Below are 25761 nucleotides of genomic sequence, written 5' to 3'. Positions count from 1 at the left end.
CTATTAAGCCCTTTTAATTAGTTGGTATTGATGATTCATGTAGTGAGATTGGGATAGCTATGGTAGGTGTTGGTTTTCGACGAGAAATGCGAGAGTGGTCTTTTCAGGACATTCAAGCTGATTTTTTTGAAATTGTGCCTGAAAATTGGTTGCAACGTGATAGAGCTATTTTGCATCAATTATTAGCTTCTAATCGACCTATCTATATGCATGGTGTTTCTCTAAATTTAGGAGGGCATTCAGTCATTAATAAAGAATTTTTAAATCAGATAAAAGCACTGAAGCAAGAGCTAAATGCCCCTTTTTATTCTGATCATTTAGCGGCTAGTGGTGATGCACATCAATTATATGATTTGTTTCCTATCCCTTTTACATTAGCAGAGGCAGAACGGATTAGTCACCGTATTCAAGAAGTACAGGATATATTGGGTTTTCCAATCGCTATCGAAAATAGTACTTGGTATACCAATATCGGTGAAATGAGTGAAACTGATTTTATTAATGAAATTCTCAAAAGGAGTGGTTGCCAACTTCTTTTAGATATAAACAATATTGCGGTAAATGAAAAAAATCATCATCTTATTAGTGTACCTGAGTTTATTCGTCAGATTGACCTAGAAAAAGTCAGTTATATGCATGTGGCAGGGCATGAATATGATGAACGGTTTGATATGTATATTGATACACATAGTCAGCCAGTTGAGGTAACAACTAGAGAGGTTGCTAAGCAAGTTGCACAGCAACAAAAAATCCCTATTTTATTAGAGTGGGATAATGATGTACCGTCTATAGACGTGATTAATCAGGAGTTAGTATGGTTGCAACCTTCTATGACTATGTAAGAGGTAAAACGGATGAGGTTCCTGATGGGTATAGCGAAAAGGGACTCAACGTATATCGCTATTTGGTGTTTTTAGGTGCTAGTCAAATGATTGAATCCTGTTACCCAGAGTTAAAAAATCATTTGGGTGAGGAAGATTGGACAGCATTAATACAAGCATTTGTTAAACAATCGGCGTGGACCTCACATTTTTATGGAGATTTAGAACATGAATTTAATGTTTTTCTTGCCAACACAATCTCAGAACAAGAATAATTATTTGGGAGAGATTACATTACTTCTTTTACGCCTATGGTTGGCACAAGAGTTTATCTATGCGGCTATACGTAAATTAAGTGGGGGGGTTATTGCCCCAGATTGGTTTGCAGGATTGGAATTTCCTTGGCCATTTAATCAATTTACTAGTAATTTCAATTGGTCTTTGGTGAGTTTAACAGAGCTGATTGTGGGGATTATGCTGTTAGTTGGATTATTCACACGTCTATCAAGTGTGGTTTTACTTATCGTTACTGTGGTAGCAATTTATTCAGTTCATTTTGATTTAGGATGGATGGGGTGGGACCAAATTGAAACAGATGATGGTCAGGGGTTTAAAGTGCCATTAATGATTGGTCTGATGCTCATTACACTCTTAGGGATGGGGGCAGGTAAAATATCTATAGATTATTTACTCAGTCTTAGGAAGACAAATAGTGACTCAACAGCATCATCATGAAAATTTAGATTGGTTGGATGATTCGTTAAGAAAATCCATGTTTAGATTTGCCTGTATGCATATTCAACCTGATGAAGAGGCGGAGGAGGCTGTACAAGATACTTGTTGTGCTTTACTTGAAAAAAGAGCAGAGCTATCACAAATCACGCATTTATCTGCTTATGCTTTTGGGATATTAAAGTATAAAATTCTCGATAGACTACGATTAAAATATCACCAGCGAACCACGGTTATCGTTGAACAAGAAGAGGATATTGATAGTTTATTATTTACCGAAAATGGGCACTGGGAAAAGGGTGTCCTAAGCACTGATTGGGAGAGTCCAGAATCCTTAGTCGAGAATAATGATTTTTTACGAATAGTGGATTTGTGTATCGATAATCTTCCTCAGAAAATTGCCCAAGTTTTTAGCTTAAAAGAGTTTTTAGATTGCCAGCCACAAGAAATTTGTGACTTGATGGGACTATCTAAAAGTGATTATTGGCAGTGTCTAAGCCGTGCTCGCAAACGACTTCAGCTTTGTCTTAATGAAAAATGGTTCAATAGGATTTAAGGATGAATTGCAAAACATATACCTACTTACTGAGTTCAGGACAGTTGGATAGCAAAAACAAGTTGCAGCAAGCTTGGATCAGAAAACATTTACTGATTTGTTCTGGATGTCGTCGTTTTACTCGAAATCATCAAATTCTAACCAGTGTGTTAAAACATAAGAAACAACAGTATTTAGGTCAATCGGTATTGCCTAAGAATGACAAGTAAATTTATTGTTTTCGCTGATTAAGCAAATTTAGCTTTGTTTTATTGTTATAATGATTTGTAAGTTAACGATACGGGCTACTTACATATAAGTGGCTCGTTTTTTTATGTCTGTGTTATGAATACTCAAAACTGGCTATTACCTGATTATTTATCTGATATCTTACCAGCAGAGGCTCGCCGTCTTGAAGAGTTGCGTCGACGATTACTTGATTTGTATCGCCAGCATGGCTTTGAAATGGTGGTGCCACCATTAGTTGAATATATCGAATCACTATTGGTGGGCGAAAAAGACACGTTATCATTGCAAACGTGCCAATTAGTAGATCAAATTTCTGGTCGTAGCATTGGTGTTCGTGCCGATATGACCCCACAGATTACACGTATTGATGCCCATCTTTTAAATAGAGAAGGGGTCACTCGTTTATGCTATTGTGGCAATGTGTTTCATGCTCGTCCAGCAGGCTTATTAGCTGAACGAGAGGTATTGCAAATTGGTGCTGAAATTTATGGTTATGCAGGTGTGGCTGCAGACTTCCAAGTCATTCAACTTGCACTTGAGAGTTTATCTGTTGCTGGTGTAGCTAAAGTACGTGTGGATTTAAATTATCCAGGTATTACCAAAGCAATGATTGATGCCTATCCTCGCTTAAAGTCTGTTCAAAGTACGCTGTATACTTATTTAAAAGACAAAGATTTCACTTCTTTAGTAGCGTTACTTCAGCAGTACCCAGATATGCCTCCAGCCATTCAAAAAGGATTGTTAGCATTGCCTACACTTTATGGTAGTGTTGATGTATTAAGCAAAGCGAAAACATTATTACCTGCTTTAGAAGGGGTTGAAAAAGGTCTTGATGCCTTACAACAGATTACCCAAGCCTTAAAAGGTTATGATGTAAGCATCGACTTAGCCGATGTGACGGGATATGATTATCATACAGGGGTGATTTTTGCTTTATATGCAGATGGGTGGCATGAGGCACTTGTCCGTGGTGGGCGTTATGATAATATGAGTGAAGTTTTTGGTCGTGCTCGTGCAGCGACAGGATTTAGCTTAGATCTCAGAAAATTGGCATCAGGGTTACCACGTGCACAGGCAAGTAAGGCTATCAAAGCACCATGGTCTCAAGATCCTGAATTGGTACAATTTATAAAATCATTAAGAGAGCAAGGGCATATTGTTGTTGAAGAATTACCTAATAGTGCCTTAGCTGTTGATGAATTTATTTTTGATCGTGAAGTGGTTTTAGATAATAAGCAGTGGATACTTAAAGCCATTTAGTAAGTTCATTTTTTCGTTTTCAAATTGGTGCTTGTTAATAGACAAGTTAAGTTTTTTTTTAAGTAAAATACTATGAGTAAAAATGTTGTCGTAATTGGTACCCAATGGGGTGATGAAGGTAAGGGCAAAATTGTTGACTGGTTAGCTGAAAATGCACATGGTGTAGTTCGCTTTCAGGGTGGTCATAATGCTGGTCATACACTTTGGATTAACGGTAAAAAAACCATTCTTCGCTTAATTCCGTCAGGCATCATGCATAAGCATACAACGTGCTACATAGGTAATGGCGTAGTGCTATCACCTGAAGCATTATTAAAAGAAATTGCTGAGCTAGAAGAGGCAGGTGTTGATGTCAGAAGTCGTTTAAAAATTTCTGAAGCAGCAACATTGATTCTTCCTTATCATATTGCTATTGATCAAGCTCGTGAAGCTGCAAAAGGAGATGGTAAAATCGGTACGACAGGTCGTGGTATCGGCCCTGCGTATGAAGACAAAGTGGCTCGTCGTGCTGTACGTGTTCAAGATTTATTTCAAGAAGATGTGTTAGAAACCAAACTGAGAGAAGTGATTGATTATCACAATTTTATTTTGGCAAATTTACTCAAAGCCCCAACAGTGTCTTATGATGAAATTCGTTCTCAATTAAAAGAATGGGCAGAGCAAATCAAACCGATGGTAACGGATGTTTGTGCTGAGCTTGCTGCCGTTCAAAAAGCAGGTAATTCATTATTATTCGAGGGTGCTCAAGGTGCTTTATTAGATATTGACCATGGTACTTACCCATTTGTGACAAGTAGTAACTGTGTGGCTGGACAAGCAGCAGCGGGTGCTGGCGTAGGTCCTTCCTCATTGCACTATATATTAGGAATTACTAAAGCGTATACGACACGAGTGGGATCTGGTCCTTTCCCAAGTGAGTTGTGCAATGATACAGGCGAACATATTGCTAAAGTGGGTCAAGAATTTGGGTCAGTGACTGGTCGTCCACGTCGTTGTGGTTGGTTTGACGCTGCGGCACTCAAACGCTCAGCGTTAATCAATGGTATTTCTGGTCTTTGTGTGACTAAATTGGACGTTTTAGATGGTTTACCTGAAGTAGGTATTTGTGTAGGCTATAAACTTGATGGGCAGCAACTTGATGTGCTTCCATATGGTGCCGATAAAGTTGCTCGTGTTGAGCCTATTATTGAAATGATACCTGGTTGGACAGAGTCTACAAAAGGCGTTACTGAATACGATAAATTACCTGAAAATGCACGCAAATTCTTGACTCGTATGCAAGAGATTTGTGAAGTGCCTATCGCTATGATTTCTACTGGTCCAGATCGTAATGAAACAATTATGTTGAATAATCCATTAAAAGGTTAATGATGAGTAGTTTACCGCAAAGTACAGATACAGATTTATGGGTAAGTTGGAGTGATTACAATCGCCTGATTGAAAGACTTGCGTTAAAAGTGCATCAATCTGGTTGGAAGTTTGATCAGATTGTATGCTTGGCACGTGGTGGTGTTAGAGTAGGTGATGTATTGTCACGTATTTTTGATGTACCACTTGGTATTTTAGCGACTAGTTCTTATCGTGAGGCTGCTGGTACTGTTCAAGGTCAATTAGATATTGCTAAGTTCATTACCATTACACGAGGCACCTTAGAGGGAAAAGTTTTGTTGGTTGATGATATGGTGGATACTGGTTTGACATTTAGTAAAGTGCATAACCACTTATTAGAACAGTTTCCAGCGATTGAAGAGATGCGCTCAGCAGTTCTTTGGTGGAAAGGGCACTCCAAGGTAGAGCCTGATTACTTTGTTGATCAATTACCCACTAATCCTTGGATTCATCAGCCTTTTGAAGATTACGACAGCTTGCGTCCACATCAATTAGAGGCATGGATTCGTAAAGGGGTTCAAAACGCATAATTTTTATGCTAAAATCCTAGATTAACACTAAAACCGACTATTTAATAGTTGGTTTTATTTATCTAATTTTTTATAAAAAGGCTAGGTGATTTATAATTTCGTCTACTTGGTAAGTCAATATTTAGCACGCCAATAGACACTTTGCTAGATAAGTTCTAGCACTTTTTAATAGAACACCGTTGGTTATGCTTTAATAATCAACAATTACTTATAGGACTAATAGAATGCCAAGCGTTCGCTTAAAAGAGAATGAGCCATTTGAGGCTGCTTTACGCCGTTTTAAACGTAGTATTGAAAAAACGGGTTTATTAACAGATTTACGTGCTCGTGAATTCTACGAAAAACCAACTACAGAGCGTAAACGCAAACACGCTGCTGCTGTAAAACGTCACTACAAACGTATCCGTAGTCAACAATTACCAGCACGTTTATACTAGTTCTCTAGTATGTCTATTCCTGAGTCATTTATTCAGGATTTGCTCAATCGCACCAATGTTGAGGATGTGGTTGGGCAATACGTCAAATTAAAGAAGTCAGGGGTCAATTTATTTGGCCTCTGTCCTTTTCATAACGAAAAAAGCCCTTCTTTCTCGGTTTCTCCCCAAAAACAAATTTTTCATTGCTTTAGTTGTGGGCAAAGTGGTAATGCTATTGGCTTTGTAATGAAGCATTTGGGACTCTCATTTCCTGAAGCCGTTAAAATGTTGGCAGGGCGTGTGGGTATGCAAGTCCCAGAAGAGCGTCCTCAAACACCCGCTCAACGTGCTCAGGCGATAGAACAAAAAAGCAAGTCTGATTATTTGCATGATTGCTTAGAAAAAGCACAAAAATATTTTGTACAGCAACTTAAACAATCGCCTCAAGCAATTGATTATTTAAAGGGGAGAGGATTAAGTGGTGAAATTGCCAAAAAATTTGGTTTGGGCTGGAGTGGTACAGAGCGTCAAGGATTAAAGTCTGTTTTTGAAAATTATGATGATTCTAATTTGGTTGAAGCAGGTCTAGTTATTCAAAATGAGGACTTACGTAAGTATGATCGCTTTCGTGAACGGGTGACTTTCCCTATCTATAATACAAGGGGTAAGATCATTGGCTTTGGAGGCAGAATCATTGGTAATGGTCAGCCAAAATATCTGAATTCTCCAGAAACACCGATTTTCCATAAAGGATCTGAATTATATGGTCTATTTGAAAATCGTTCTACCATAAACAAAGAGGGATTTGTTCTCGTTGTTGAAGGTTATATGGATGTCGTTAGTTTGGCACAATTAGGGCTAGCTAATGCTGTTGCAACTTTAGGGACAGCGACGTCAGAAGAACACATCAAAAAGCTAATGCGAGTTACTCACAAAATTGTTTTTAGTTTTGATGGTGACAAAGCAGGGCGTAGAGCTGCATGGAAAGCGCTAACAATCAGTTTGCCGTTGTTGCGCGATGATATTGCCATACGATTTTTATTTCTACCTGAGGAACATGATCCTGATACTTATATTCGTGAGTTTGGTCAGGCACAATTTAGAGAACAGATTGAACAGTCATTATCATTATCGGGCTTTTTGATTAGTGAGTTACAGCATCAATTTAATTTAAATGAGATTGAAGGGCGAACAGCTGGGCTACATGAAATTCGTCCATTGCTAGTGAGTATTCCTGAAAGTAGCATGATGCGTTTGCAAATTGAAAAAGAAATTGCAAAAGTGTTGTTGCTTACTCATGATGAATTAAAGCATGATTTGCAACAATATCAGCACAACCAATCAACTAAAGTGGTGAGTCGTGCGGATGGATATGCTCCAGAAATAGACCAAACAGCCGCACAAATTTTCTCTGATCTTCCTTATGCTAGGGATAATAGAAAAACTCATAAAAAAACGACAAGAAATACTATGCATCAAGTTGATCCTTTGGGGATGCGTATTTTTCGTCTCGTTATACATCATCCTGAGATTTTGAAACATATTACGGATAGACAAATTGAGTTACTCAGCCAGCAAGGGCAATATCAATTAGTTGCTGAATTTTTGGCACTTTGCTTGCGAGAATCTTCTGCCGAATTGCGAGTTATTCAGCCAAAACTGGAAGGAATGGATGAAATTCAACGTATTGTGAGTGCTGTATCACATGATTCACTTTCCCAACAAGTATTGGATGATCCTTTAGCAGAGTGGCAAGGTGTCATAAACAAAGTTGAAATTGAGAGTTTAACCCATACTATTAATCAATTAATGCTAGAAGGATTGCAGGATGACTCACAGAAAAAGCGATATAGATTACTACTAGAGCGATTGAAAAATCTTAAGAAAGCATCCATATAAGATAAATTCAAGTGTATAATGGAAGATTATTGACAAATCAGTAGACTCCCTAATGTTTGCACTTGTTCTGTACTTTATTCATGGAGAATAGAGTTCGACTAACAGATTACCTCACTTAAGGGTTCCAGAATGGCTAAATCAACTAAAGAGACAACAGCATCTGCTGCTAAAAAGCAGGCTACTAGACCAGCGAAAAAGGTCGCTTATAAAGAGAGTAAAGTTAAGCCAGCAGAGCAGTTAGCAACGGCCTCCAAAGCAGTAAAGAAAGAAAGTGCAAGTCAAACAAAAGTCGCTCAAAAAGCAGCTCCCGCCAAAAAGGTAAGCAAAGAGGCGCCTGCTAAGAAGTCAGTAAAGACAGCAGATGTCAACACTTCTAAGGAAGTGAAGAAAGTTAAAAATTCTCCAATAGATAATAAAACCGTGGAAAAGAAAACTAGTAAAAAAACAACTAAAGCAGATGCTTTAGATGTAGCCGTTGAGCCAAAAGCAACTAAGACAAGTGCTAAAAAAACAAGCACCACAGAAGTTAGCACAACCGCTAAAAAAACTGTAAATACTCCGAAAACTACTAAAAAAGCGGCTAAACCTGCAAAAGAAGTAGATTTGTCAGATGATGATTTTGATGAGTTTGATGATGGTTTTGACGAAGCACCTAAAGGTAAAAAAGCAGGTCGTCCTAAATCATCAGCACCATCAGACGATTTAGATTTTGATGATGACGGTGGAGATGATGATAGCGTTGATATTGATTTTTCAGACGCCAAAAGCTCTCGATCAAAACGTCGTGGCACTGACTTAGGGTCTCGTGCCTCAATTACGCCAGAGCAGATAGAAGCGAGACGTGCTCAGATGCGTCAATTAATCAAGCAAGGTAAAGATCGTGGTTATTTGACTTATGCAGAGATTAATGACCATTTGTCTGATGACTTAGTAGATATTGATGCGATGGATAGCATCATCAGTACCTTTAGCGAAATGGGGATCCCTGTTTATGACCAGGCACCTACAGCAGAGGATTTAATTCTTAATGATAATACCCCTATCAGTGATGACGATGTAGAAGATGAAGCAGAAGCTGCATTGACGACAGTTGATTCTGAATTTGGTCGTACAACGGATCCTGTCCGTATGTATATGCGTGAAATGGGCTCAGTAGAGTTATTAACACGTGATGGTGAGATTGAAATTGCTAAGCGCATTGAAGATGGGCTTAAAGCGATGGTTATGGCAATTGCCGCATCTCCAACTACGATTGAAGAGATTCTTAACCATATACAACGAGTCCGTGATGGTGAAGCGCAGATTGATGAGGTTGTGGATGGTCTTATTTCCGAAGATGGAGAAGACTATGCCGGCTCTGGTGTAACCATGGAGGAAGAGTCTGATGACGGTCCTGCAGGTGGAATGAGTAGCAAACAGATTGAACTATTGCATGAACAAGCCTTAGCTAAGTTTGATATTGTTGAGAAAGCTTTCAAAAAAATGAAAGCTGAGTGCGAAAATGGTCATTACCAATCAAAAGCATACGAAAAAGCCCATCAAATTATTCATGATGAGTTATTAGGTGTTCGTTTTACGGCAAAAATTGTTGAACGATTGGCGGATACCTTACGCTCACAAGTTGAACAAGTACGTTCATTAGAGCGTCAAATGCTGTCAGTATGTGTGGATCGTGTTGATATGCCACGTGAACACTTCATTGAATCTTTCCCTGGTAACGAAACTAATTTAGAGTGGGCGGATAAAGAGATTAAGTCTGGGGCGCCTTATGCAGAAAAACTTGAGCGTTTTATTCCGGATATCCACGAAATTCAACAAAAATTTATTGAATTAGAAAAATTAGTTGTTTTACCGATTCAAGATTTGAAAGACGTCAATAAACGCATGGTAAATGGTGAGGCAAAGGCCAAGAAAGCCAAACGTGAAATGATTGAAGCAAACTTGCGTCTAGTAATTTCTATTGCTAAAAAATATACTAATCGTGGTTTACAGTTCTTGGATCTTATCCAAGAGGGTAATATCGGTTTGATGAAAGCCGTTGATAAGTTTGAGTATCGCCGTGGTTATAAGTTCTCTACCTATGCGACATGGTGGATTCGACAAGCTATTACACGCTCAATTGCAGACCAAGCACGTACTATCCGTATCCCTGTTCATATGATTGAAACGATTAATAAGATGAACCGCATTAATCGCCAAATCTTACAAGAAACAGGTGTTGAGCCTGATCCAGCAACATTGGCACAAAAAATGGATATGCCCGTTGAAAAAGTACGCAAAATCCTCAAAATTGCCAAAGAACCTATTTCGATGGAAACACCAATTGGTGATGACGATGATTCACATTTAGGTGATTTTATTGAGGACTTAAGTACCTTGGCTCCTGCTGATTCAGCCTTACAGCGCTCTATGAGTGAAGTATTTGAAGAAGTGATTAACTCATTAACACAGCGCGAAGGCAAAGTATTACGTATGCGTTTTGGTATTGGCATGAGTTCAGACCAAACACTTGAAGAAGTGGGTAAACAGTTTGATGTGACACGTGAACGTATTCGTCAGATTGAGGCAAAAGCATTGCGTAAATTACGCCACCCAAGTCGTGCGGATAAACTTAAGAGCTTCTTAGAAAATTCTTAGTACTATCTTAAAGTCCCTAATAGCATTTATGTTTTTATTAATATAAGTACTATAAGTGGGCTAAAACGATAAAAAGACTATTTATTGGAATTAATAAATAGTCTTTTTTTGTGGTTGGTATGTACAAAATAAAACCCGTGATGAGTATTCAGCACGGGTTTCGGAGTTCTTGGTAGGCGATACTGGAGTCGAACCAGCGACCTCTACGATGTCAACGTAGCGCTCTAACCAACTGAGCTAACCGCCTAGATAAGCTGACTATTATAATGATTTTTTATCTATCAAGCAAGTTTTTTTAGTTATTAATCTAGCGTTTATTAAGTGCTTATTAATACTTTATAATTCAAAGAGCAACCTAGTATTTTATATAGTCAATTTAAATAAGTAGATTATAGATATGCTGAAATTCTTATACCAAAAACTGATGCAATTTATCATGGCAAAGCCTGACGGTCCAGAAGCATTGGATATGAAGATGGAAATGTTGATGGAAAAAGCACAGTCAGGTGATGCACAAGCGCAATATGAAATTGGGTATCGCTATATCAATGGCAGCTATTATCTTAAAGATATTCCTGCAGGTCTGAGATGGTTAGAATTGGCAGCCAAACAATATCATGTAAAAGCACAGTCCTTTCTCGCTAATTATTATTTTAATCATCAACAAAGTTACCCAGATAAACAGCAAGAGATTATCTCATGGTGTGAATATGCAGCTTTACGAAAAGATGCTGATGCTGAGGCATTATGGGGAGAAATACTTTGTTCTGGTTTTGCTACATCAACTCCATCAAGTGAGGGGATCTCTTATTTGCAAAAGCATGCAAAACAAGGACATTTACGCAGTCAATATATACTTGCGCAGCAATATCTATCAGGAGAGTTAATTAATAAAGATTTCTCACAAGCAAAGTATTGGGTTGATTTAGCGGCTAAAAGTGGCTATGCACCAGCTCAGCAGTTACTAGGCAAAATGTATCAACAAGGTAAAGGTGTTGCTGTCAATCCTACTGAAGCTCGTTATTGGTTTGAACAAGCACAGAAAAACAATATCTCTAGTTGAATCTGATATATTAACTATATACGAAATATACGAAGTATCTTATCTTATTTAGGAAAACCGTATTGCTACGGTAAAAGGAGAATTTATGTCGTTCAATTCTTTGCTATTTAAAACTCAAGCCTATATTGATGGTAAATGGTTAAATGCAGATAGTGGAAAAACGATTGAGGTTACTAATCCTGCGACAGGAGAAGTGATTGGCACTATCCCAAATATGGGTAAAGTAGAAACAGAAAGAGCAGTTAAAGCCGCTGAAGCGGCATTACCTGTTTGGCAAAAAAAGAGTGCAAAAGAGCGTTCAAATATTCTACGTAAATGGTTTAACTTGATGATGCAGTATCAGGGTGATTTAGCGTATATTTTGACTTGTGAACAAGGCAAACCTCTCGCTGAAGCTAAAGGTGAAATCGCTTATGGTGCCTCTTATATTGAATGGTTTGCGGAAGAGGCTAAGCGCATTTACGGAGATACAATCCCAGCACCCTCATCAGATAAACGTATTATCGTGATTAAACAAGCTATCGGTGTGTGTGCTGCGATTACGCCATGGAATTTTCCTAATGCGATGATTACTCGTAAAGCAGCTCCTGCATTAGCAGCTGGTTGCTCTTTTATTATTCGTCCTGCCTCACAAACACCATTTTCAGCATTGGCTCTGGCTGCTTTAGCTGAAGAGGCTGGCATTCCTGCCGGTGTTTTTAATGTCATTACTGGTGGCTCTGCAGAAATTGGTCAAGTACTTACAGAAAGTCCCATTGTCCGTAAATTTAGTTTTACAGGTTCGACAGCAGTAGGGCGTCAGTTGATGCAACAATGTGCCTCAACTATCAAAAAAATCTCCTTGGAATTAGGTGGAAATGCACCATTCCTAGTGTTTGATGATGCAGATGTTGATGCCGCAGTGCAAGGTGCTGTTGCTGCTAAATTCCGTAATGCAGGTCAAACATGTGTATGTGCTAATCGCATCTATGTTCAATCAGGTATTTATGATGAGTTTTGTGAAAAACTTACCAAAGCAGTGGCAAAAATGGTTGTGGGTAATGGTCTTCAAGATGGGGTGGAAATTGGTCCTATGATTGATCAAAAAGCAGTCAATAATACCATCAGTTTATTAGAAGATGCGACTTCCAAGGGGGGTGAAATCTTGGGCGGTGGTAAATATGAAGATTTATTCTTTAAACCTACAGTGATTAAGAACGCTACTCATGAGATGAGAGTGTTTAGTGAGGAAATCTTTGGTCCTTTGGCGCCTGTCTTTAAGTTTGATACGGAAGAGGAGGCTATTCGTTTGGCGAATGATACAGAGTTTGGACTGGCTTCTTATTTTTACAGTGAGAATATGAATCGAGTTATTCGTGTGTCAGAAAAACTTGATTATGGGATTGTTGGTGTTAATACAGGACTAATTTCCAACGAAGCAGCGCCATTTGGTGGTGTCAAACAGTCTGGTTTGGGACGTGAGGGCTCTAAATATGGTATTGAGGATTATTTAGAGATCAAATATATCGCCATTGGCAATATTAACTGATTTAGCACTGATGGATAAAACCTAAAGAATCTTGCTTACACATATGAAACATGGGGCTATTATATTTTATATATATAGCCCCAGATTTCTTGGATAATGTTATTTTTTAACGTAGAGTATCTTAATCAATTAGAACATAAAGATTCCACACATTAAGCACGCTGTCTAGCAAAGTCACGTAATCTAAATCCTGTAATAAATAATCCACCAAAGTAGACAATAGCACTCCCTATTAAAACAACTAATAGCACTAAAATTCTACTGATTGAATGTACCCAACGACCGTCACCTAACCAAGTGCTTAATTGAGTAGATAGTAATTGGTTAATACTAGTAGCATCTTGCATAGACCAGTTGATATAGTGTTGAATAAATATTAGCCATGCTGCCAGTAAAACAAGGGCAGGGAGTACACGTAGTATGAAACTTAGCCATTGGATATGGGGTAGATAAGTCTTACTGCATCTTAGTCCAATATAGAGGCATAATGCATTTAAGGTTGATCCTAAGCCTACAGATAATGCTAGGCCAGCATGCGCAAAGAGAGGTACAAAAACTAAGTTCATGAGCTGTGTGCATATTAGGACAAAAATAGCAATTTTTACCGGTGTCCTAATGTCTTGTTTAGCATAGAAACCGGGGGCTAAAATTTTGACCGATAAAATACCAATTAATCCAACCGCATAAGCAATGACAGCACTTTTGGTCATTAATACATCGTGATGATTAAATGCACCATAATTAAATAAACTAGCTACGAGTCCTTCACTGAGTAAGCCTAATCCAAGGACACAAGGTAGGCCTAATAAAAAGACTAAACGTAATCCCCAATCTAATAAATGGCTATAGTCTGCTACATCACCTTTAGCGTTAGCTGCGGCAAGACTAGGTAATAATACGGTTCCTATGGCAATACCTAATAGTGCCGTAGGGAACTCCATTAAGCGGTCAGCAAAGGATAACCAAGTTACGCTACCTGCGGGTAGCCAAGTCGCAATATTGGTATTGATAAGAATAGAAATTTGAGCAACGGATACGCCTAAAATAGCAGGTCCCATTAATTTGATAATGCGACGTACATCAGGATTTTTCCATGCCTCTGATAATTTGTGTCTAAAGCTAGGTAGTAAACCAATTTTGGCTAATGCTCCCCATTGAACAGCAAGTTGAGCGATACCTCCTAACATCACCCCTACGGCTAAGGCATAAATAGGGGTATTAAAAAACTGTGCCAAGAATAAACTGGCAAAAATCATGGAAAGATTGAGTAAAACTGGCGTAAAGGCGGGAACAGCAAATTTTTTCCATGTATTAAGTACCCCAGAGGCAAAAGCGACTAAAGACATACACAAGATATAAGGAAACATAATCCTTGTCATGGTAATGGCTTCTTGATAGCCACTGCTTGCTCCATCGGTTTTCATCCCAGAGGCCATTGCCCAGACAACTAAGGGCGCACCAATTATGCCTATAATAGTGACAACTAATAAGGCAAAAAATAGTACCATGGCGACATGATCTAGCAGAGTTTTTACGCTTTGTTCTGATTGAGTGGCTTTCTTTTCACCAAGAATAGGAACAAATGCTTGTGAAAAAGCACCCTCGGCGAATAAACGGCGTAAGAGGTTAGGGATTCGGAAGGCTACCCAAAAGGCGTCGGTTAAAGGGCTAGCACCGAAAGCACGTGCAATAAGAATATCACGAATAAGACCTGTAATACGTGATAAAAGTGTTAGCCCACTAATTGAGGCGGCAGAGCGTAATAGACTCATAATAATAAAAATACGCCCGAGAAAAATCCGGGCGCATTGTCAAAAAGTTAAGTGTAAGACTTATCGAGGTTGCATGCGAATTGCGCCATCAATACGGATGGTTTCACCATTAATCATATCGTTAGTGATAAGGCTGTGTACTAACTTGGCGTAATCTTCTGGGCGACCTAGGCGTGAAGGGAATGGAATCATGGCGGCTAATGAATCTTGCACCTCTTGAGGCATACCAAACATCATTGGCGTACCAAAAATACCAGGAGCAATCGTGTTGCAACGGATACCAGAGCGAGATAAGTCACGAGCAATAGGAAGTGTCATGCCAACCACCCCCCCTTTAGAAGCAGAGTAAGCAGCTTGTCCTACTTGACCTTCAAAAGCAGCTACAGATGCTGTATTGATTAGAATACCACGTTCACCAGTTGATTCTGGTGTATTTTTTTCCATTGCTTCAGCCGCAAAGCGAATCATATTAAAGCTACCAACTAAGTTGATATTGATGACTTTTTGGAATAGCTCGAGTGAATGAACGCCATTTTTGCCAACTATTTTTTGTGCAGGAGCGATACCAGCACAGTTAATAAGACCAAATAAAGATCCTAGCTCAACGGCTTTGGCAACAACAGCTTTGGCATCTTCCTCTGAACTTACATCACAATGGACGAATGTTTGACCAAGCTCAGCGGCATATTTTTGACCTGCCTCATCTTGGACGTCAGCAATAACAACTTTAGCACCATTATCTACAAGCATTTTTACCGTGCCAGCACCTAAACCAGAGGCACCACCTGTGACGATAAATACTTTTCCTTCGATTTGCATCAATATCTCCCTATTTTAGAGCATCTGAAATACGTTGAGTAATTTCTTCTACTTTGCCTACGCCTGATACTTTGACATAGCGAGGAGCAGAAGCAGGGTCTTGGTTTGCCCAAGTTGAATAGTAATCAACAAGAGGACGAGTTTGTTCTTGATAAACATCTAAACGTTTGCGAACAGTTTCTTCTTTGTCATCATCACGTTGAATAAGTGGTTCACCAGTTATGTCGTCTTTGCCTTCTACTTTTGGTGGATTGAATTTGATATGGTAACTGCGACCACTCTCTGGATGGATACGACGACCACTCATACGTTCAATAATCGCTTCACTAGGGACATCAATTTCTACGACATAATCTAATTTGACGCCAGCTTCTTTAAGAGCATCTGCTTGTGGAATAGTGCGAGGGAAACCGTCAAATAAGTATCCATTAGCACAGTCAGGTTGTGTTAAACGATCCTTAACTAAACCAATAATAATCTCGTCAGATACTAATTTACCAGCGTCCATCACTTTTTTCGCTTCTATACCTAAGGGAGTTTGAGCTTTGACGGCAGCACGCAGCATATCTCCAGTAGAGATTTGAGGAATGCCGTATTTTTCGGTAATAAAGCTCGCTTGAGTACCCTTACCAGCGCCTGGAGGGCCAAGAAGGATTAGACGCATAAGTTTCTCTCCTGTAAATTAATCATATTTGGTTTGTCCATTATAAAAGTTTTTTATGACAAAAATGGCAAACAAAGGTAATTTGTGTTTATTAAATAGCGGTGTCTATTTTTGTCGCTAAATAGTGTCTCACGTGTTCCAAATCTTCAGCTGTATCTACTCCGGGTAAAGGGGCATGGTCTGTCTGGAGAACCACAATTTTAAAACCATTTTCTAAAGCGCGTAGTTGCTCAAGTGATTCTAATTGCTCTAATGGTCCCATCGTCAGTGTTGGAAACTTACGTAAGAAACTTGCACGATAAGCATACATACCAATATGATGCAATGCAACCATAGATGTAGGTAATAGGGATTTATCCTTATTAAATGCATCTCTTGCCCACGGAATAGGGGCACGTGAAAAGTAAATAGCGTAGCCTTGTTGGTCGCAAACGACTTTAACCACATTAGGATTAAAAAATTTCTCAGCTGACTGGATAGGATAGGCACAAGTTGCAATGGCGGCTTGAGGATTGTCATTCAAGGTCTGTGCGACTTGATTAATTAACGTTGGGTCAATAAGTGGCTCGTCACCTTGAACATTAACAATAATCGTATCATCAGCAAGGTTAAGTAAGTCAACAACCTCCGCTAGACGATCGGTCCCTGAGGGGTGATTAGGTGACGTGAGTAAAGTCTGAAATTGCTGATCACGGGCTACATTCGCAATGGCTTGATCATCAGTAGCAATAATGACCTGTTGTGCCTTGGAGCGGCGTGCTTGTTGGGCGGTACGGATAACCAATGGCGTACCATGAATATCCATTAGCATTTTGCCCGGTAAGCGAGTGGATGCGGCTCTCGCAGGAACTATGGCGATAAAAGAGAGATTCATTATTTATTTTGCTACGTTAGAATCTTGAGATGCGTCCTGTTGTTCTAAAGGACGTGCCTGCTCTTTTAATAAAATTGGGATGCCATCTTTAATCGGATAGGCCAATTTGGCTTCTACAGAAATGAGTTCTTGTTTTTCTGCATCATATACCATTGGTTTTTTGGTTACAGGACATAGCAGTTTTTTTAGATAATCTGGATTCATAGAGTTTGCCTAAAATCAAATTTTTTTTAAGAAATATGGGTAAGTGTTTTATTTTATCTTCTAAATGGTCAAAAAAAGTAGATGGGATAAATTCAGCCTTTGTATGGACGCACCACCAGTTGTTTTGACTAAAGTGTCGACATTTTATGGCATCCTTGGTGGTCATGACTACTATAGCATGATTAAAAGGCACTAAATCTTGGACAGAATAGTCGTGGTGATCAGGAAAATCTTTGGTACCATTTAATGGTACGCCTTGATTACGCAAACTTTGGTAAAAACGTTCAGGATGTCCAATGCCAGAAATTGCATAGATGTTTTGTTGCTGGTGTTGTTGAATAAATTCGGTTATTGTGTAGATTTTGCCAGTTAGTAAATGTTCAAACTCAGCCAGAGTAAGATACATACCGATTTGTTCAGGTACTTGCGTCTCATCAAGAGTGCTCTGGGAATCATGACTCTCCGTGTTTTTAGGAGGAGAGAGCTGGGCAGATAATGCTTGCTCACGAGTATTATAATTTGTTACAACGTAATTAACCGTATTTAACCGTGATGGCGATTCGCGTAAAGGTCCTGCTGGTAATAAATAGCCATTACCAATGCCTCTAGTATCTTGCACAATGATTTCAATATCTCGGTCAATCGCATAATGCTGTAGACCGTCATCACTAATTAAAATATCTACGGTTGGATAGGTCTTGAGTAATAATTCGATAGCTTTTTGGCGTCTGGGGTGAACAGCCACAGGAGCGTATTGTGCAAGAATACTGGGTTCATCACCAATCTTTTCTGCCCACTTGATGGGAGCAGAGGGCGAAGTTTCTGTCAATGTTGATTCTTCTGCTGGAGCAATTATGTGCTGTGTTACAGGCACTTTATCCCCTGAGGTGGATGAAGCGTTTGGTAAATAGGCACATATTGCCTCGTGTTTAATATCAGCACCATAGCCACGACTAATAACACCAGGAGTGAATCCCCTTTGTTTAAGGGCTTGAATTAATGCGATACTTACAGGTGTTTTGCCTGTTCCACCAATAAAAATATTGCCTACTATAATGACAGGCACGGGAGCGCGATAGCGTTGAAACTGTTGATGAGTAAAAGAGGTATATTTTTTGTCGGTATGCCATTTGACTAGTCTAGCAATAGGACTGAGAGCGATGCTAAATAGTCCTTTTTTTAGCCATTGTTGCTGGATGTACTGTATAACACTAGAAAGCATAACTAAATAAAATAAAAATCGAGAGCCATGTAAAGTAATCGTATAAAATAGATTGTAGACCAAAGGTTACTAACTAGCGTTATTTTTCTCTTATTAAGTAAATTTTTTGCTTGTTTATACCCATAAAGTGGATAAATTGTGGAAAAGTATTTATCCCCAAAAAATGTGGAAAACTTTGTGTAAAACCTCTAAAAAATGAGTGTTTATATAAGGCAGCTTACTATTGCTTAAAAATTGTGCAATTTAGATGAAATATTTAAATTCATTAAAAATCAATAGGTTATAGTGTTTATTTGATAAAAGAGTTTATTAATCTTCGCTAATTATAAGAAAAATTCGCTATGTGATTGATTTTTTCTTCTTGTGGAAAATTTAAAAAATATTTTTATAAAAATGATGAATTTCAATAATTTTTATGGTATGGAGAGAGAATTTATGTCAAATTCCTCCACCCCAGCAGAAATGATGACTGTTGCGCAATTAAATCGTGCTGTGTCACGTTTATTGAATGAGCATATGTCACAGATATGGGTTAAGGGTGAAATATCAAATTTTGTACAAGCAGCGTCAGGGCATTGCTACTTTACTCTTAAAGATGATGATGCCCAAGTAAAAGCCGTGATGTTTAGAGCAAAGGCAGCAGGGTTGAATTTTCGTTTACAAAATGGTTTAGCTGTAGAAGTATTGGCTACAGTAACCATGTATGAGCCACGTGGTGATTATCAAATTCAGGTAGAGCAAGTCCGACAATCGGGGCAGGGCAATTTACATGAAACTTTTTTACGCATAAAAGATAAATTGTCTAAAGAGGGATTATTTGATTCAAAGCGCAAAAAACGCTTGCCATCTTTTGTACAGACTATCGGTATTGTTACCTCTCTTGGTGCTGCTGCATTACACGATGTACTAACGGCATTAAAACGCCGTGCCCCCTATATTAAAGTAATTGTGTATCCTAGTTTAGTACAAGGAAAAGAGGCGCCCCAAGCATTAATGAAAGCACTAGAACAAGCCGAACTCAGGCATGAAGTTGATGCGGTTCTATTGGTGCGTGGAGGAGGCAGTATTGAGGATTTATGGGCATTTAATGATGAAACATTAGCACGTTTTATGGCTAGTTTATCTCTACCTATCATTAGTGGCGTGGGGCATGAAACGGATTTTACTATTGCTGATTTTGTCGCTGATGTGAGAGCGCCAACGCCTACAGCGGCTGCAGAAATCGTTTCTAGTAGCAAAGAGGAATGGATAAATACCATTCAGCAGTCAATGCAACGCCTTTCTCAAGGAATAGTGCATCATATGCAAATGGCAACTATGCGATTGGATAGGGCAAGTAATCAATTAATTTCACCGACACAACGTTTACAGCAATATGGACAAAAGCGTGATTATCTTGTGAAATCATTAAATCAAGCGATGCAAAAAACGTGGCAAGATAAGAAATATTTGTTAAATCATGAAATAAGGGCGCTACAACAGCTATTACCTAATACGCGGATACAAATGCAAGAAGTAACTAATCTGACTCATCGATTGAGAACGAGTGCGCCTAAACAGTTACAACCATTGCACCAAAACCTTGTTCAGTTTAATAATAAATTGCAAAAACTTGGATCACAGTTACTTGTTAGCAAACAGTCACAATTAAGTGCTAAAGTAGAGACCTTGCAGGCGTATAATCCAAAAGCTATTTTAAAAAGGGGTTATTCTATAACCTACAATATGCAGTCTGATATTATTAAACAATCCCAACAAGTGGTTACAGGAGAAAAACTGAGAATTGAGTTAGGTAATGGTAAACTCAATGTGATGGTTTTGGATGAATAAAAATCCTATATCAGGTAGAATTTAACTATTGGTCAACTTTAATCAATGAAAGGAATTTATATGACAACTCATACTTTACCAGCGTTACCATACGCTTTAGATGCTTTGGCACCACATATTTCAAAAGAAACATTAGAGTTTCATTATGGTAAACATCACCAAACTTATGTGACTAATTTGAATAATCTAATTCCAGGCACTGAGTTTGAAAATGCATCGTTAGAAGAAATCGTTAAAAAATCATCAGGTGGTATTTTTAATAATGCTGCTCAGATTTGGAATCATACTTTTTACTGGAATAGCTTATCTCCAAATGGTGGTGGTGAACCTTCAGGTGCGTTAGCTGAAGCAATCAACGCTAAATTTGGTAGTTTTGCTGCCTTTGTAGAGGCTTTTAACAAATCTGCAGCGGGTAATTTTGGTTCTGGTTGGACATGGTTAGTGAAAAAAGCTGACGGTTCAGTGGACATTGTTAATACAAGCAATGCAGCTACACCATTAACAACAGCAGACAAACCATTATTGACCTGTGATGTATGGGAACATGCTTACTATATTGACTACCGTAATTCACGTCCTAATTATTTAGGCGGTTACTGGAAATTAGTTAACTGGAAATTTGCAGAAGAAAACTTTGCATCATAATCTAGTTTCTAAGATTAACAGAGCCTTTTCAGATCTCGTCTGATGAGGCTAAAAAGAGGGTAGGGAAAAATTCCTATCCTCTTTATTTTTCATGGCTATGGAAAAGTGATACGCCAAAATTCAAATAAAGTATTAGGGAGAGAATACTGAAATGATTGATAGGAGGAAGGTTTGGCAATAAAAAAAAGCGATGTAGCGACATCGCTTTTTTTAGCTCAGTGGAATTTGCGCTAGAACGAAAATCATCTCTCAGGAGATTATGATTTTTTGCCTTCAACAGCTTGTTCCATTTTTTCGCCAGCGTTTTGGATATCTTTACCCACACCTTTTGTTGTTTCACAACCTGCTAAACCAATTGCAAAAACAGCTGTTAATAGAACTAGGATAGATTTTTTCATAATAAGACTCCTGTTAAAAATGCTTTTAATTCATTCTATGTGATTTATAAATGCTTTGCAAACATTAAAAGTTAATGTTAATTCTTAATCTACAGCGATTACCCTTAAATTGTAACAATTTGGCTATTCTAAAAATAGACTGAACATAGAAATTACTTTGCCATCAAACTGACATAATCAATCGGTATCATCATGGTTATAACTGATTTTAATGTAAAAGAGGATTACACCATGCAACAATTTATTGATCATGATGACTTTTCAACTAACCATAGTGGTAACGAGGAATTCAATACCCTTTTAGCGACTCAAGTCTCTCGTCGTACTATCTTAAAAACAGGGGTAGCCTGTAGTACGATGACTTTCTTTGGTTCAAGTTTAATCGGGGAAGTCGCACAAGCAAAGGAAACAGCTAAAGCTGTTGCAGCGACAATTGGTTTTAAAGCAGTAGAAGCAGGCACAGGCGATAAAATCGTTGTTCCCGAAGGTTATAGTTATCAAGTGATTTCTCGTTGGGGTGATCCTCTTTTTGCTGATTCTCCTAAATGGAAAGGGGATGCAACAGAAAGTTCTGCAGATCAAGCAAAACAAGTGGGTGATAACCATGATGGTATGAAATTTTTCTCTATTGATGGTAAAAATGATGAGGGGCTATTAGTTCGTAACCATGAGTATATCAATCCTGATTTTATTTTCCCTAAAGGCGTAGAAGTAGCAGGTGCAGGTTGGAATGAGGACTGGGTAAAAAAATCTCAACGTGCTCAAGGTGTTAGCGTTGTACATATCCGTTTAGAAAATGGAAAATGGAAACCTGTTTTAGACTCTAAGTACAACCGTAGTATCAATGCACACGATACGGAAATGGTTATTGTTGGTCCAGCAGCTGGTACTGAGTCTATGAAAACAAATGCTGATCCTAGTGGTACAAAAGTGATTGGTACATTTGGTAACTGTGGTAATGGTTTTACTCCATGGAATACTTATTTAACATGTGAAGAAAACGTTACAGATTATTTTGGTAGTTTAAAAGAGGGTGGAGCAGAGAGTACAACGCATATGAAACGCTATGGTGTTTCTTCTAAAGACTCTGAGCCTGAGTACCGTTGGGAGACTTTTGATAAACGTTTTGATGTGGCTGAAGAGCCAAATGAGTGGAATCGTTTTGGTTGGATTGTTGAGATTGATCCTTTTGATCCAACATCTAAGCCTAAAAAATTGTCTGCATTAGGTCATTTTAAACATGAAAATGCGGCTGTGGTAATCGGCAAAGATGGGCATGTTGTTGTTTACATGGGCGATGACCAACGCAGTGAGTACATTTACAAATTTGTTTCTAAGAACAAATACAATCCAAATAACCAAGCAGAAAATCGTGGTTTATTGGATGAGGGTACATTATACGTTGCTCAGTTCTTAGACGGTGACACTAAAGGTGATTTACAAGGTGTAGGTAAATGGATTCCATTAACACTTGAATCTGTTGGAACAAACGGTAAACCATTAAGTGAAACATTTAAATCAATGGGTGAGCTTTTAGTCCATACACGTGAAGCAGCTGACTTAGTGGGGGCAACACCAATGGATCGTCCTGAGTGGATTGCGGTTCATCCTCAAACAAATGAAGTATATGTTACGTTAACAAATAACTCTGATCGTGGCTCAGATAAAGAACGTAAAGGCATGGGTGGTGTTAAACATCCTGGCGTTGATGATGCTAACCCACGTGTGAAAAATCCGTATGGTCAAATCGTACGTTGGAATGAAAAAGAGTCTGATCCAAGTGCAATGTCATTCACATGGGACGTTTATTTCTTAGCAGGTAATCCAAAAGTACATCCTGCGGGTGATTTAATGGCTGGTACAGAAAACATTACGGACAAAAATTTATTTAATAGTCCTGATGGTTTAGCATTCGATAAAGACGGTCGTATTTGGATTCAAACAGATGGTAACTTCTCTAATAAAGATATTTATGAGGGAATGGGTAATAACCAAATGCTCGTGGCTGTACCAGAAGCGGGTGATAGAAAAGGCGAAATTCGTCGTTTCTTAGTGGGTCCATCTGGTTGTGAGATTACAGGTATTACTTTCTCTCCAGATTATAAATATGTGTTTATCAATGTACAGCACCCTGGTGAGTACGGTAAACACCCTCGTGCACCAAAAGATGTTAAGCCACAAGATGATCCATTAGCATTCTCAAAATGGCCTATGGGTGATAATGAGGATACAGAAAATAGTGGTGGTCGTCCACGTGCAGCTACGGTTGTTATCTGGCGTGATGACGGTGGTGTTGTTGGTGCATAACCACTATCACTAAAAGAAGGTGAATTGTTTGATGAGTTTTAAAAAAATTCATCAAGCACTAGAGTAGAGGGCAAAGTCTGTGATTTTGCCCTCAGTTTGTTTTAGCAAACTTGTTAATAAGTTTTGTATCTCAATCTAGTTTGCCTCTTATTGTGTTGATTTTGACGTACAGCTTTTCTATGATAATGAAAACCTGTACGCCGAAATGCTACTATTGTTAACGGTTTTGTATCTCAATCTAGTCTGCCTCTTATTGTGTTGATTTTGACGTACAGCTTTTCTATGGTAATGAAAACCTGTACGCCGAAATGCTACTATTGTTAACGGTTTTGTATCTCAATCTAGTCTGCCTCTTATTGTGTTGATTTTGACGTACAGCTTTTCTATGGTAATGAAAACCTGTACGCCGAAATGCTACTATTGTTAACGGTTTTGTATCTCAATCTAGTCTGCCTCTTATTGTGTTGATTTTGACGTACAGCTTTTCTATGGTAATGAAAACCTGTACGCCGAAAATACCCATTATTAACAGTCTGATGGCAAAGTCTGTGATTTTGCCCTTTTTTAATGCATTTTAAGGGGTTTGCATCAGGGTAAACACTAGAGATTTTGCTATATACAAAAGAGTGTATTTAAGTTATTCTTATTGAAACTTTTTTGTTATTGGAGTCTTCTTTATGAAATACCATTTATCTGTTTTAGCCGTTTCTTTAGGATTGGCTTTATCAGCTACTGCTCAAGCTGATGTTGTTAAAATTGCTACAGTTGGCCCAATGACGGGTGCATTAACTCAATATGGCGTTATGGTACGCGAAGGTGTTGATACAGCTATTGAGAAAGTAAATGCGGCTGGTGGTATTAATGGTCATACATTTGAAGTAGTTAATGTAGATGATGCATGTGAACCAAAACAAGGTCCAACAGCGGCTAACTCTGTCGTTAACCAAAAAATTGGTTTTGTTGTTGGTCCAGTATGTTCTGGTGCAACTAACGGTGCTGCCCCGATTTTTGATGAGCAAGGTATTGTGATGGTTACACCATCAGCTACTTCTCCAACCGTAACTGAAGGTAAAAATTTCGAGTTTATCTTCCGTACAATCGGTCGTGATGATCAACAAGGTCCTGTAGCGGCAGAGTTTATCGCTAAACAAAAACCAGCAAAAGTTGCTGTTTTACATGATAAACAATCTTATGGTCAAGGCGTAGCAACTTCTACACGTGATAGCTTAGAGAAATTAGGCATCAAAGCAGCTATTTTTGAAGGTATTAATGCAGGTGAATCTGATTATTCATCAGTGATTACTAAACTTAAGTCAGCAGGTGTTGATTTTGTTTACTACGGTGGTTATCACCCAGAGTTAGGTCTATTACTTCGCCAAGCGAAAGAGCAAGGCTTAAAAGCACGCTTTATGGGACCTGAAGGTGCTGGTAATGCAGATATCAATGCGATTGCTGGTGATGCCGTTGAAGGAATGTATGTAACTTTCCCACCTGATTTCTCTAAAAATGCAGAAAATGCTGAAATTGTTAAAGCCTTTAAAGACAAAGGTCGTGATCCATCTGGTGCTTTCCAATTAACAGCATATGCAGCTACTCAAGCTATCCTAGAGGGTATCAAAGGTGCAAACAGTACTAATCCTGCCGACGTAGCTAAATGGTTACATGCTAACAAAGTAAACACAGTTATTGGTGAAGCTAGTTGGGAGCCTTCTGGAGACTTAACAAGCTTTAAATTTGACGTAGTAGAGTGGCACAAAGACGGTTCTAAAACTGTAGTGAAATAATATCTCTACTGAACAAATAGTATAACTAAGCTCTATAGAGGCACCTGAATATTTTTATTTAGGTGCCTTTTTTGTGGTTATACATACGCTTTACTTTAGTATGTGAGCTGTTTATATAGCATCATAGTTAAAAATAGTTACTTCGTAAGCGTCCGGTGAACTCCGATTGACTTCCGTTTTTAA

Annotated in this window: 24 protein-coding genes and 1 tRNA gene; 17 read left to right on the top strand and 8 right to left on the bottom strand. The window is 38.5% G+C overall.

Annotated elements, in window-relative coordinates; translation table 11 throughout:
- The first annotated feature begins 59 nt into the window (after positions 1–59).
- The 11 genes from BQ4443_RS02995 (at position 60) to rpoD (ending at position 10468) form a co-directional block, all read left to right on the top strand.
- Positions 60–842: an MbnB/TglH/ChrH family RiPP precursor modification enzyme gene (locus BQ4443_RS02995; protein ID WP_023950789.1), complete on the top strand. Its 783-nt coding sequence runs from the start codon at positions 60–62 to the stop codon at positions 840–842.
- Positions 815–1096, top strand: a complete 282-nt coding sequence (locus BQ4443_RS02990; protein ID WP_071057997.1) for an HvfC/BufC family peptide modification chaperone — start codon at positions 815–817, stop codon at positions 1094–1096. Before BQ4443_RS02995 ends, BQ4443_RS02990 begins: the two co-directional genes overlap by 28 nt.
- Positions 1050–1556 (top strand): DoxX family protein, encoded by a 507-nt coding sequence (locus tag BQ4443_RS02985; protein ID WP_256330854.1) that lies wholly within the window; start codon positions 1050–1052, stop codon positions 1554–1556. The genes BQ4443_RS02990 and BQ4443_RS02985 overlap by 47 nt, the downstream gene beginning before the upstream one ends.
- Entirely contained in the window at positions 1534–2109 is a 576-nt protein-coding gene (locus BQ4443_RS02980; RefSeq protein WP_143000534.1) for a sigma-70 family RNA polymerase sigma factor, read from the top strand. The genes BQ4443_RS02985 and BQ4443_RS02980 overlap by 23 nt, the downstream gene beginning before the upstream one ends.
- Before the next feature lie 2 nt (positions 2110–2111).
- Positions 2112–2318, top strand: coding sequence for a hypothetical protein (locus BQ4443_RS02975; protein WP_071057995.1), 207 nt, complete (start codon positions 2112–2114; stop codon positions 2316–2318).
- A 115-nt stretch (positions 2319–2433) separates the two neighbouring features.
- Positions 2434–3597: an ATP phosphoribosyltransferase regulatory subunit gene (locus BQ4443_RS02970; protein ID WP_071057994.1), complete on the top strand. Its 1164-nt coding sequence runs from the start codon at positions 2434–2436 to the stop codon at positions 3595–3597.
- A gap of 72 nt (positions 3598–3669) precedes the next feature.
- Entirely contained in the window at positions 3670–4965 is a 1296-nt protein-coding gene (locus BQ4443_RS02965; protein WP_023952412.1) for an adenylosuccinate synthase, read from the top strand.
- Positions 4965–5516, top strand: a complete 552-nt coding sequence (locus tag BQ4443_RS02960; protein ID WP_023952410.1) for a phosphoribosyltransferase — start codon at positions 4965–4967, stop codon at positions 5514–5516. The genes BQ4443_RS02965 and BQ4443_RS02960 overlap by 1 nt, the downstream gene beginning before the upstream one ends.
- Positions 5517–5740: 224 nt before the next feature.
- The gene (rpsU, locus tag BQ4443_RS02955) at positions 5741–5953 is read left to right on the top strand and encodes a 30S ribosomal protein S21 (RefSeq protein ID WP_023952408.1); all 213 of its coding nucleotides are present in this window, start codon (positions 5741–5743) and stop codon (positions 5951–5953) included.
- 9 nt (positions 5954–5962) lie between these two features.
- The gene (gene dnaG, locus BQ4443_RS02950) at positions 5963–7831 is read left to right on the top strand and encodes a DNA primase (RefSeq protein WP_071057993.1); all 1869 of its coding nucleotides are present in this window, start codon (positions 5963–5965) and stop codon (positions 7829–7831) included.
- 129 nt (positions 7832–7960) lie between these two features.
- Positions 7961–10468, top strand: a complete 2508-nt coding sequence (gene rpoD, locus BQ4443_RS02945) for an RNA polymerase sigma factor RpoD (RefSeq protein WP_071057992.1) — start codon at positions 7961–7963, stop codon at positions 10466–10468.
- Positions 10469–10638: 170 nt separating this feature from the next.
- On the opposite strand, the gene BQ4443_RS02940 is transcribed toward rpoD, so the two are convergent.
- A tRNA-Val gene (locus BQ4443_RS02940) sits at positions 10639–10715 on the bottom strand.
- 150 nt (positions 10716–10865) lie between these two features.
- On the opposite strand from BQ4443_RS02940, the gene BQ4443_RS02935 reads away from it, so the two are divergent.
- On the top strand, positions 10866–11531 hold the full coding sequence (locus BQ4443_RS02935; RefSeq protein WP_071057991.1) for a tetratricopeptide repeat protein: 666 nt from the start codon (positions 10866–10868) through the stop codon (positions 11529–11531).
- Between the two features lie 85 nt (positions 11532–11616).
- The gene (locus BQ4443_RS02930) at positions 11617–13059 is read left to right on the top strand and encodes an NAD-dependent succinate-semialdehyde dehydrogenase (RefSeq protein WP_071057990.1); all 1443 of its coding nucleotides are present in this window, start codon (positions 11617–11619) and stop codon (positions 13057–13059) included.
- Positions 13060–13211: 152 nt separating this feature from the next.
- On the opposite strand, the gene murJ is transcribed toward BQ4443_RS02930, so the two are convergent.
- The 6 genes from murJ to lpxK all read right to left on the bottom strand — a co-directional run bounded on the left by murJ (position 13212) and on the right by lpxK (position 18614).
- Entirely contained in the window at positions 13212–14831 is a 1620-nt protein-coding gene (gene murJ / locus BQ4443_RS02925) for a murein biosynthesis integral membrane protein MurJ (protein ID WP_023952396.1), read from the bottom strand.
- Between the two features lie 60 nt (positions 14832–14891).
- Positions 14892–15650, bottom strand: a complete 759-nt coding sequence (locus BQ4443_RS02920) for a 3-hydroxyacyl-CoA dehydrogenase (RefSeq protein ID WP_071057989.1) — start codon at positions 15648–15650, stop codon at positions 14892–14894.
- A gap of 10 nt (positions 15651–15660) precedes the next feature.
- Entirely contained in the window at positions 15661–16314 is a 654-nt protein-coding gene (gene adk, locus BQ4443_RS02915) for an adenylate kinase (protein WP_023952394.1), read from the bottom strand.
- A 91-nt stretch (positions 16315–16405) separates the two neighbouring features.
- Entirely contained in the window at positions 16406–17188 is a 783-nt protein-coding gene (gene kdsB / locus BQ4443_RS02910; RefSeq protein ID WP_023952392.1) for a 3-deoxy-manno-octulosonate cytidylyltransferase, read from the bottom strand.
- Positions 17189–17191: 3 nt separating this feature from the next.
- Entirely contained in the window at positions 17192–17392 is a 201-nt protein-coding gene (locus tag BQ4443_RS02905) for a Trm112 family protein (RefSeq protein WP_023952390.1), read from the bottom strand.
- Positions 17331–18614 (bottom strand): tetraacyldisaccharide 4'-kinase, encoded by a 1284-nt coding sequence (gene lpxK, locus BQ4443_RS02900; protein WP_143000533.1) that lies wholly within the window; start codon positions 18612–18614, stop codon positions 17331–17333. The genes BQ4443_RS02905 and lpxK overlap by 62 nt, the downstream gene beginning before the upstream one ends.
- Positions 18615–19049: 435 nt before the next feature.
- Here lpxK and xseA point away from each other — a divergent pair, with 435 nt between their 5' ends.
- Both xseA and sodB read left to right on the top strand, forming a co-directional pair.
- Positions 19050–20444, top strand: a complete 1395-nt coding sequence (gene xseA / locus BQ4443_RS02895; RefSeq protein ID WP_023949659.1) for an exodeoxyribonuclease VII large subunit — start codon at positions 19050–19052, stop codon at positions 20442–20444.
- A 60-nt stretch (positions 20445–20504) separates the two neighbouring features.
- Positions 20505–21089 (top strand): superoxide dismutase [Fe], encoded by a 585-nt coding sequence (gene sodB / locus BQ4443_RS02890; protein WP_071057987.1) that lies wholly within the window; start codon positions 20505–20507, stop codon positions 21087–21089.
- A 257-nt stretch (positions 21090–21346) separates the two neighbouring features.
- Here sodB and BQ4443_RS02885 read toward each other — a convergent pair whose 3' ends face one another.
- On the bottom strand, positions 21347–21487 hold the full coding sequence (locus tag BQ4443_RS02885) for an entericidin A/B family lipoprotein (RefSeq protein WP_071057986.1): 141 nt from the start codon (positions 21485–21487) through the stop codon (positions 21347–21349).
- 231 nt (positions 21488–21718) lie between these two features.
- Between BQ4443_RS02885 and BQ4443_RS02880 the strand changes: the two genes are divergently transcribed.
- Both BQ4443_RS02880 and BQ4443_RS02875 read left to right on the top strand, forming a co-directional pair.
- On the top strand, positions 21719–23794 hold the full coding sequence (locus BQ4443_RS02880; protein ID WP_023949664.1) for a PhoX family protein: 2076 nt from the start codon (positions 21719–21721) through the stop codon (positions 23792–23794).
- 677 nt (positions 23795–24471) lie between these two features.
- Positions 24472–25578, top strand: coding sequence for a high-affinity branched-chain amino acid ABC transporter substrate-binding protein (locus BQ4443_RS02875; protein ID WP_023949666.1), 1107 nt, complete (start codon positions 24472–24474; stop codon positions 25576–25578).
- Positions 25579–25761 lie beyond the last annotated feature (183 nt).

Origin of the sequence: Pelistega sp. MC2 (genome assembly GCF_900099475.1) — a bacterium.
GTDB classification, from domain to species: Bacteria; Pseudomonadota; Gammaproteobacteria; order Burkholderiales; family Burkholderiaceae_B; genus Taylorella; species Taylorella indica.
The sequence above is the reverse complement of the archived record's forward strand: the minus strand, read 5'-3'. Positions and strand labels throughout refer to the sequence as shown.

Coding starts and splice junctions, on each gene's coding strand:
- BQ4443_RS02995 (WP_023950789.1), top strand. CDS start 60: ATGGTAGGTGTTGGTTTTCGACGAGAAATGCGAGAGTGGTCTTTTCAG.
- BQ4443_RS02990 (WP_071057997.1), top strand. CDS start 815: ATGGTTGCAACCTTCTATGACTATGTAAGAGGTAAAACGGATGAGGTT.
- BQ4443_RS02985 (WP_256330854.1), top strand. CDS start 1,050: ATGAATTTAATGTTTTTCTTGCCAACACAATCTCAGAACAAGAATAAT.
- BQ4443_RS02975 (WP_071057995.1), top strand. CDS start 2,112: ATGAATTGCAAAACATATACCTACTTACTGAGTTCAGGACAGTTGGAT.
- BQ4443_RS02970 (WP_071057994.1), top strand. CDS start 2,434: ATGAATACTCAAAACTGGCTATTACCTGATTATTTATCTGATATCTTA.
- BQ4443_RS02965 (WP_023952412.1), top strand. CDS start 3,670: ATGAGTAAAAATGTTGTCGTAATTGGTACCCAATGGGGTGATGAAGGT.
- BQ4443_RS02960 (WP_023952410.1), top strand. CDS start 4,965: ATGATGAGTAGTTTACCGCAAAGTACAGATACAGATTTATGGGTAAGT.
- rpsU (WP_023952408.1), top strand. CDS start 5,741: ATGCCAAGCGTTCGCTTAAAAGAGAATGAGCCATTTGAGGCTGCTTTA.
- dnaG (WP_071057993.1), top strand. CDS start 5,963: ATGTCTATTCCTGAGTCATTTATTCAGGATTTGCTCAATCGCACCAAT.
- rpoD (WP_071057992.1), top strand. CDS start 7,961: ATGGCTAAATCAACTAAAGAGACAACAGCATCTGCTGCTAAAAAGCAG.
- BQ4443_RS02935 (WP_071057991.1), top strand. CDS start 10,866: ATGCTGAAATTCTTATACCAAAAACTGATGCAATTTATCATGGCAAAG.
- BQ4443_RS02930 (WP_071057990.1), top strand. CDS start 11,617: ATGTCGTTCAATTCTTTGCTATTTAAAACTCAAGCCTATATTGATGGT.
- murJ (WP_023952396.1), bottom strand. CDS start 14,831: ATGAGTCTATTACGCTCTGCCGCCTCAATTAGTGGGCTAACACTTTTA.
- BQ4443_RS02920 (WP_071057989.1), bottom strand. CDS start 15,650: ATGCAAATCGAAGGAAAAGTATTTATCGTCACAGGTGGTGCCTCTGGT.
- adk (WP_023952394.1), bottom strand. CDS start 16,314: ATGCGTCTAATCCTTCTTGGCCCTCCAGGCGCTGGTAAGGGTACTCAA.
- kdsB (WP_023952392.1), bottom strand. CDS start 17,188: ATGAATCTCTCTTTTATCGCCATAGTTCCTGCGAGAGCCGCATCCACT.
- BQ4443_RS02905 (WP_023952390.1), bottom strand. CDS start 17,392: ATGAATCCAGATTATCTAAAAAAACTGCTATGTCCTGTAACCAAAAAA.
- lpxK (WP_143000533.1), bottom strand. CDS start 18,614: ATGCTTTCTAGTGTTATACAGTACATCCAGCAACAATGGCTAAAAAAA.
- xseA (WP_023949659.1), top strand. CDS start 19,050: ATGTCAAATTCCTCCACCCCAGCAGAAATGATGACTGTTGCGCAATTA.
- sodB (WP_071057987.1), top strand. CDS start 20,505: ATGACAACTCATACTTTACCAGCGTTACCATACGCTTTAGATGCTTTG.
- BQ4443_RS02885 (WP_071057986.1), bottom strand. CDS start 21,487: ATGAAAAAATCTATCCTAGTTCTATTAACAGCTGTTTTTGCAATTGGT.
- BQ4443_RS02880 (WP_023949664.1), top strand. CDS start 21,719: ATGCAACAATTTATTGATCATGATGACTTTTCAACTAACCATAGTGGT.
- BQ4443_RS02875 (WP_023949666.1), top strand. CDS start 24,472: ATGAAATACCATTTATCTGTTTTAGCCGTTTCTTTAGGATTGGCTTTA.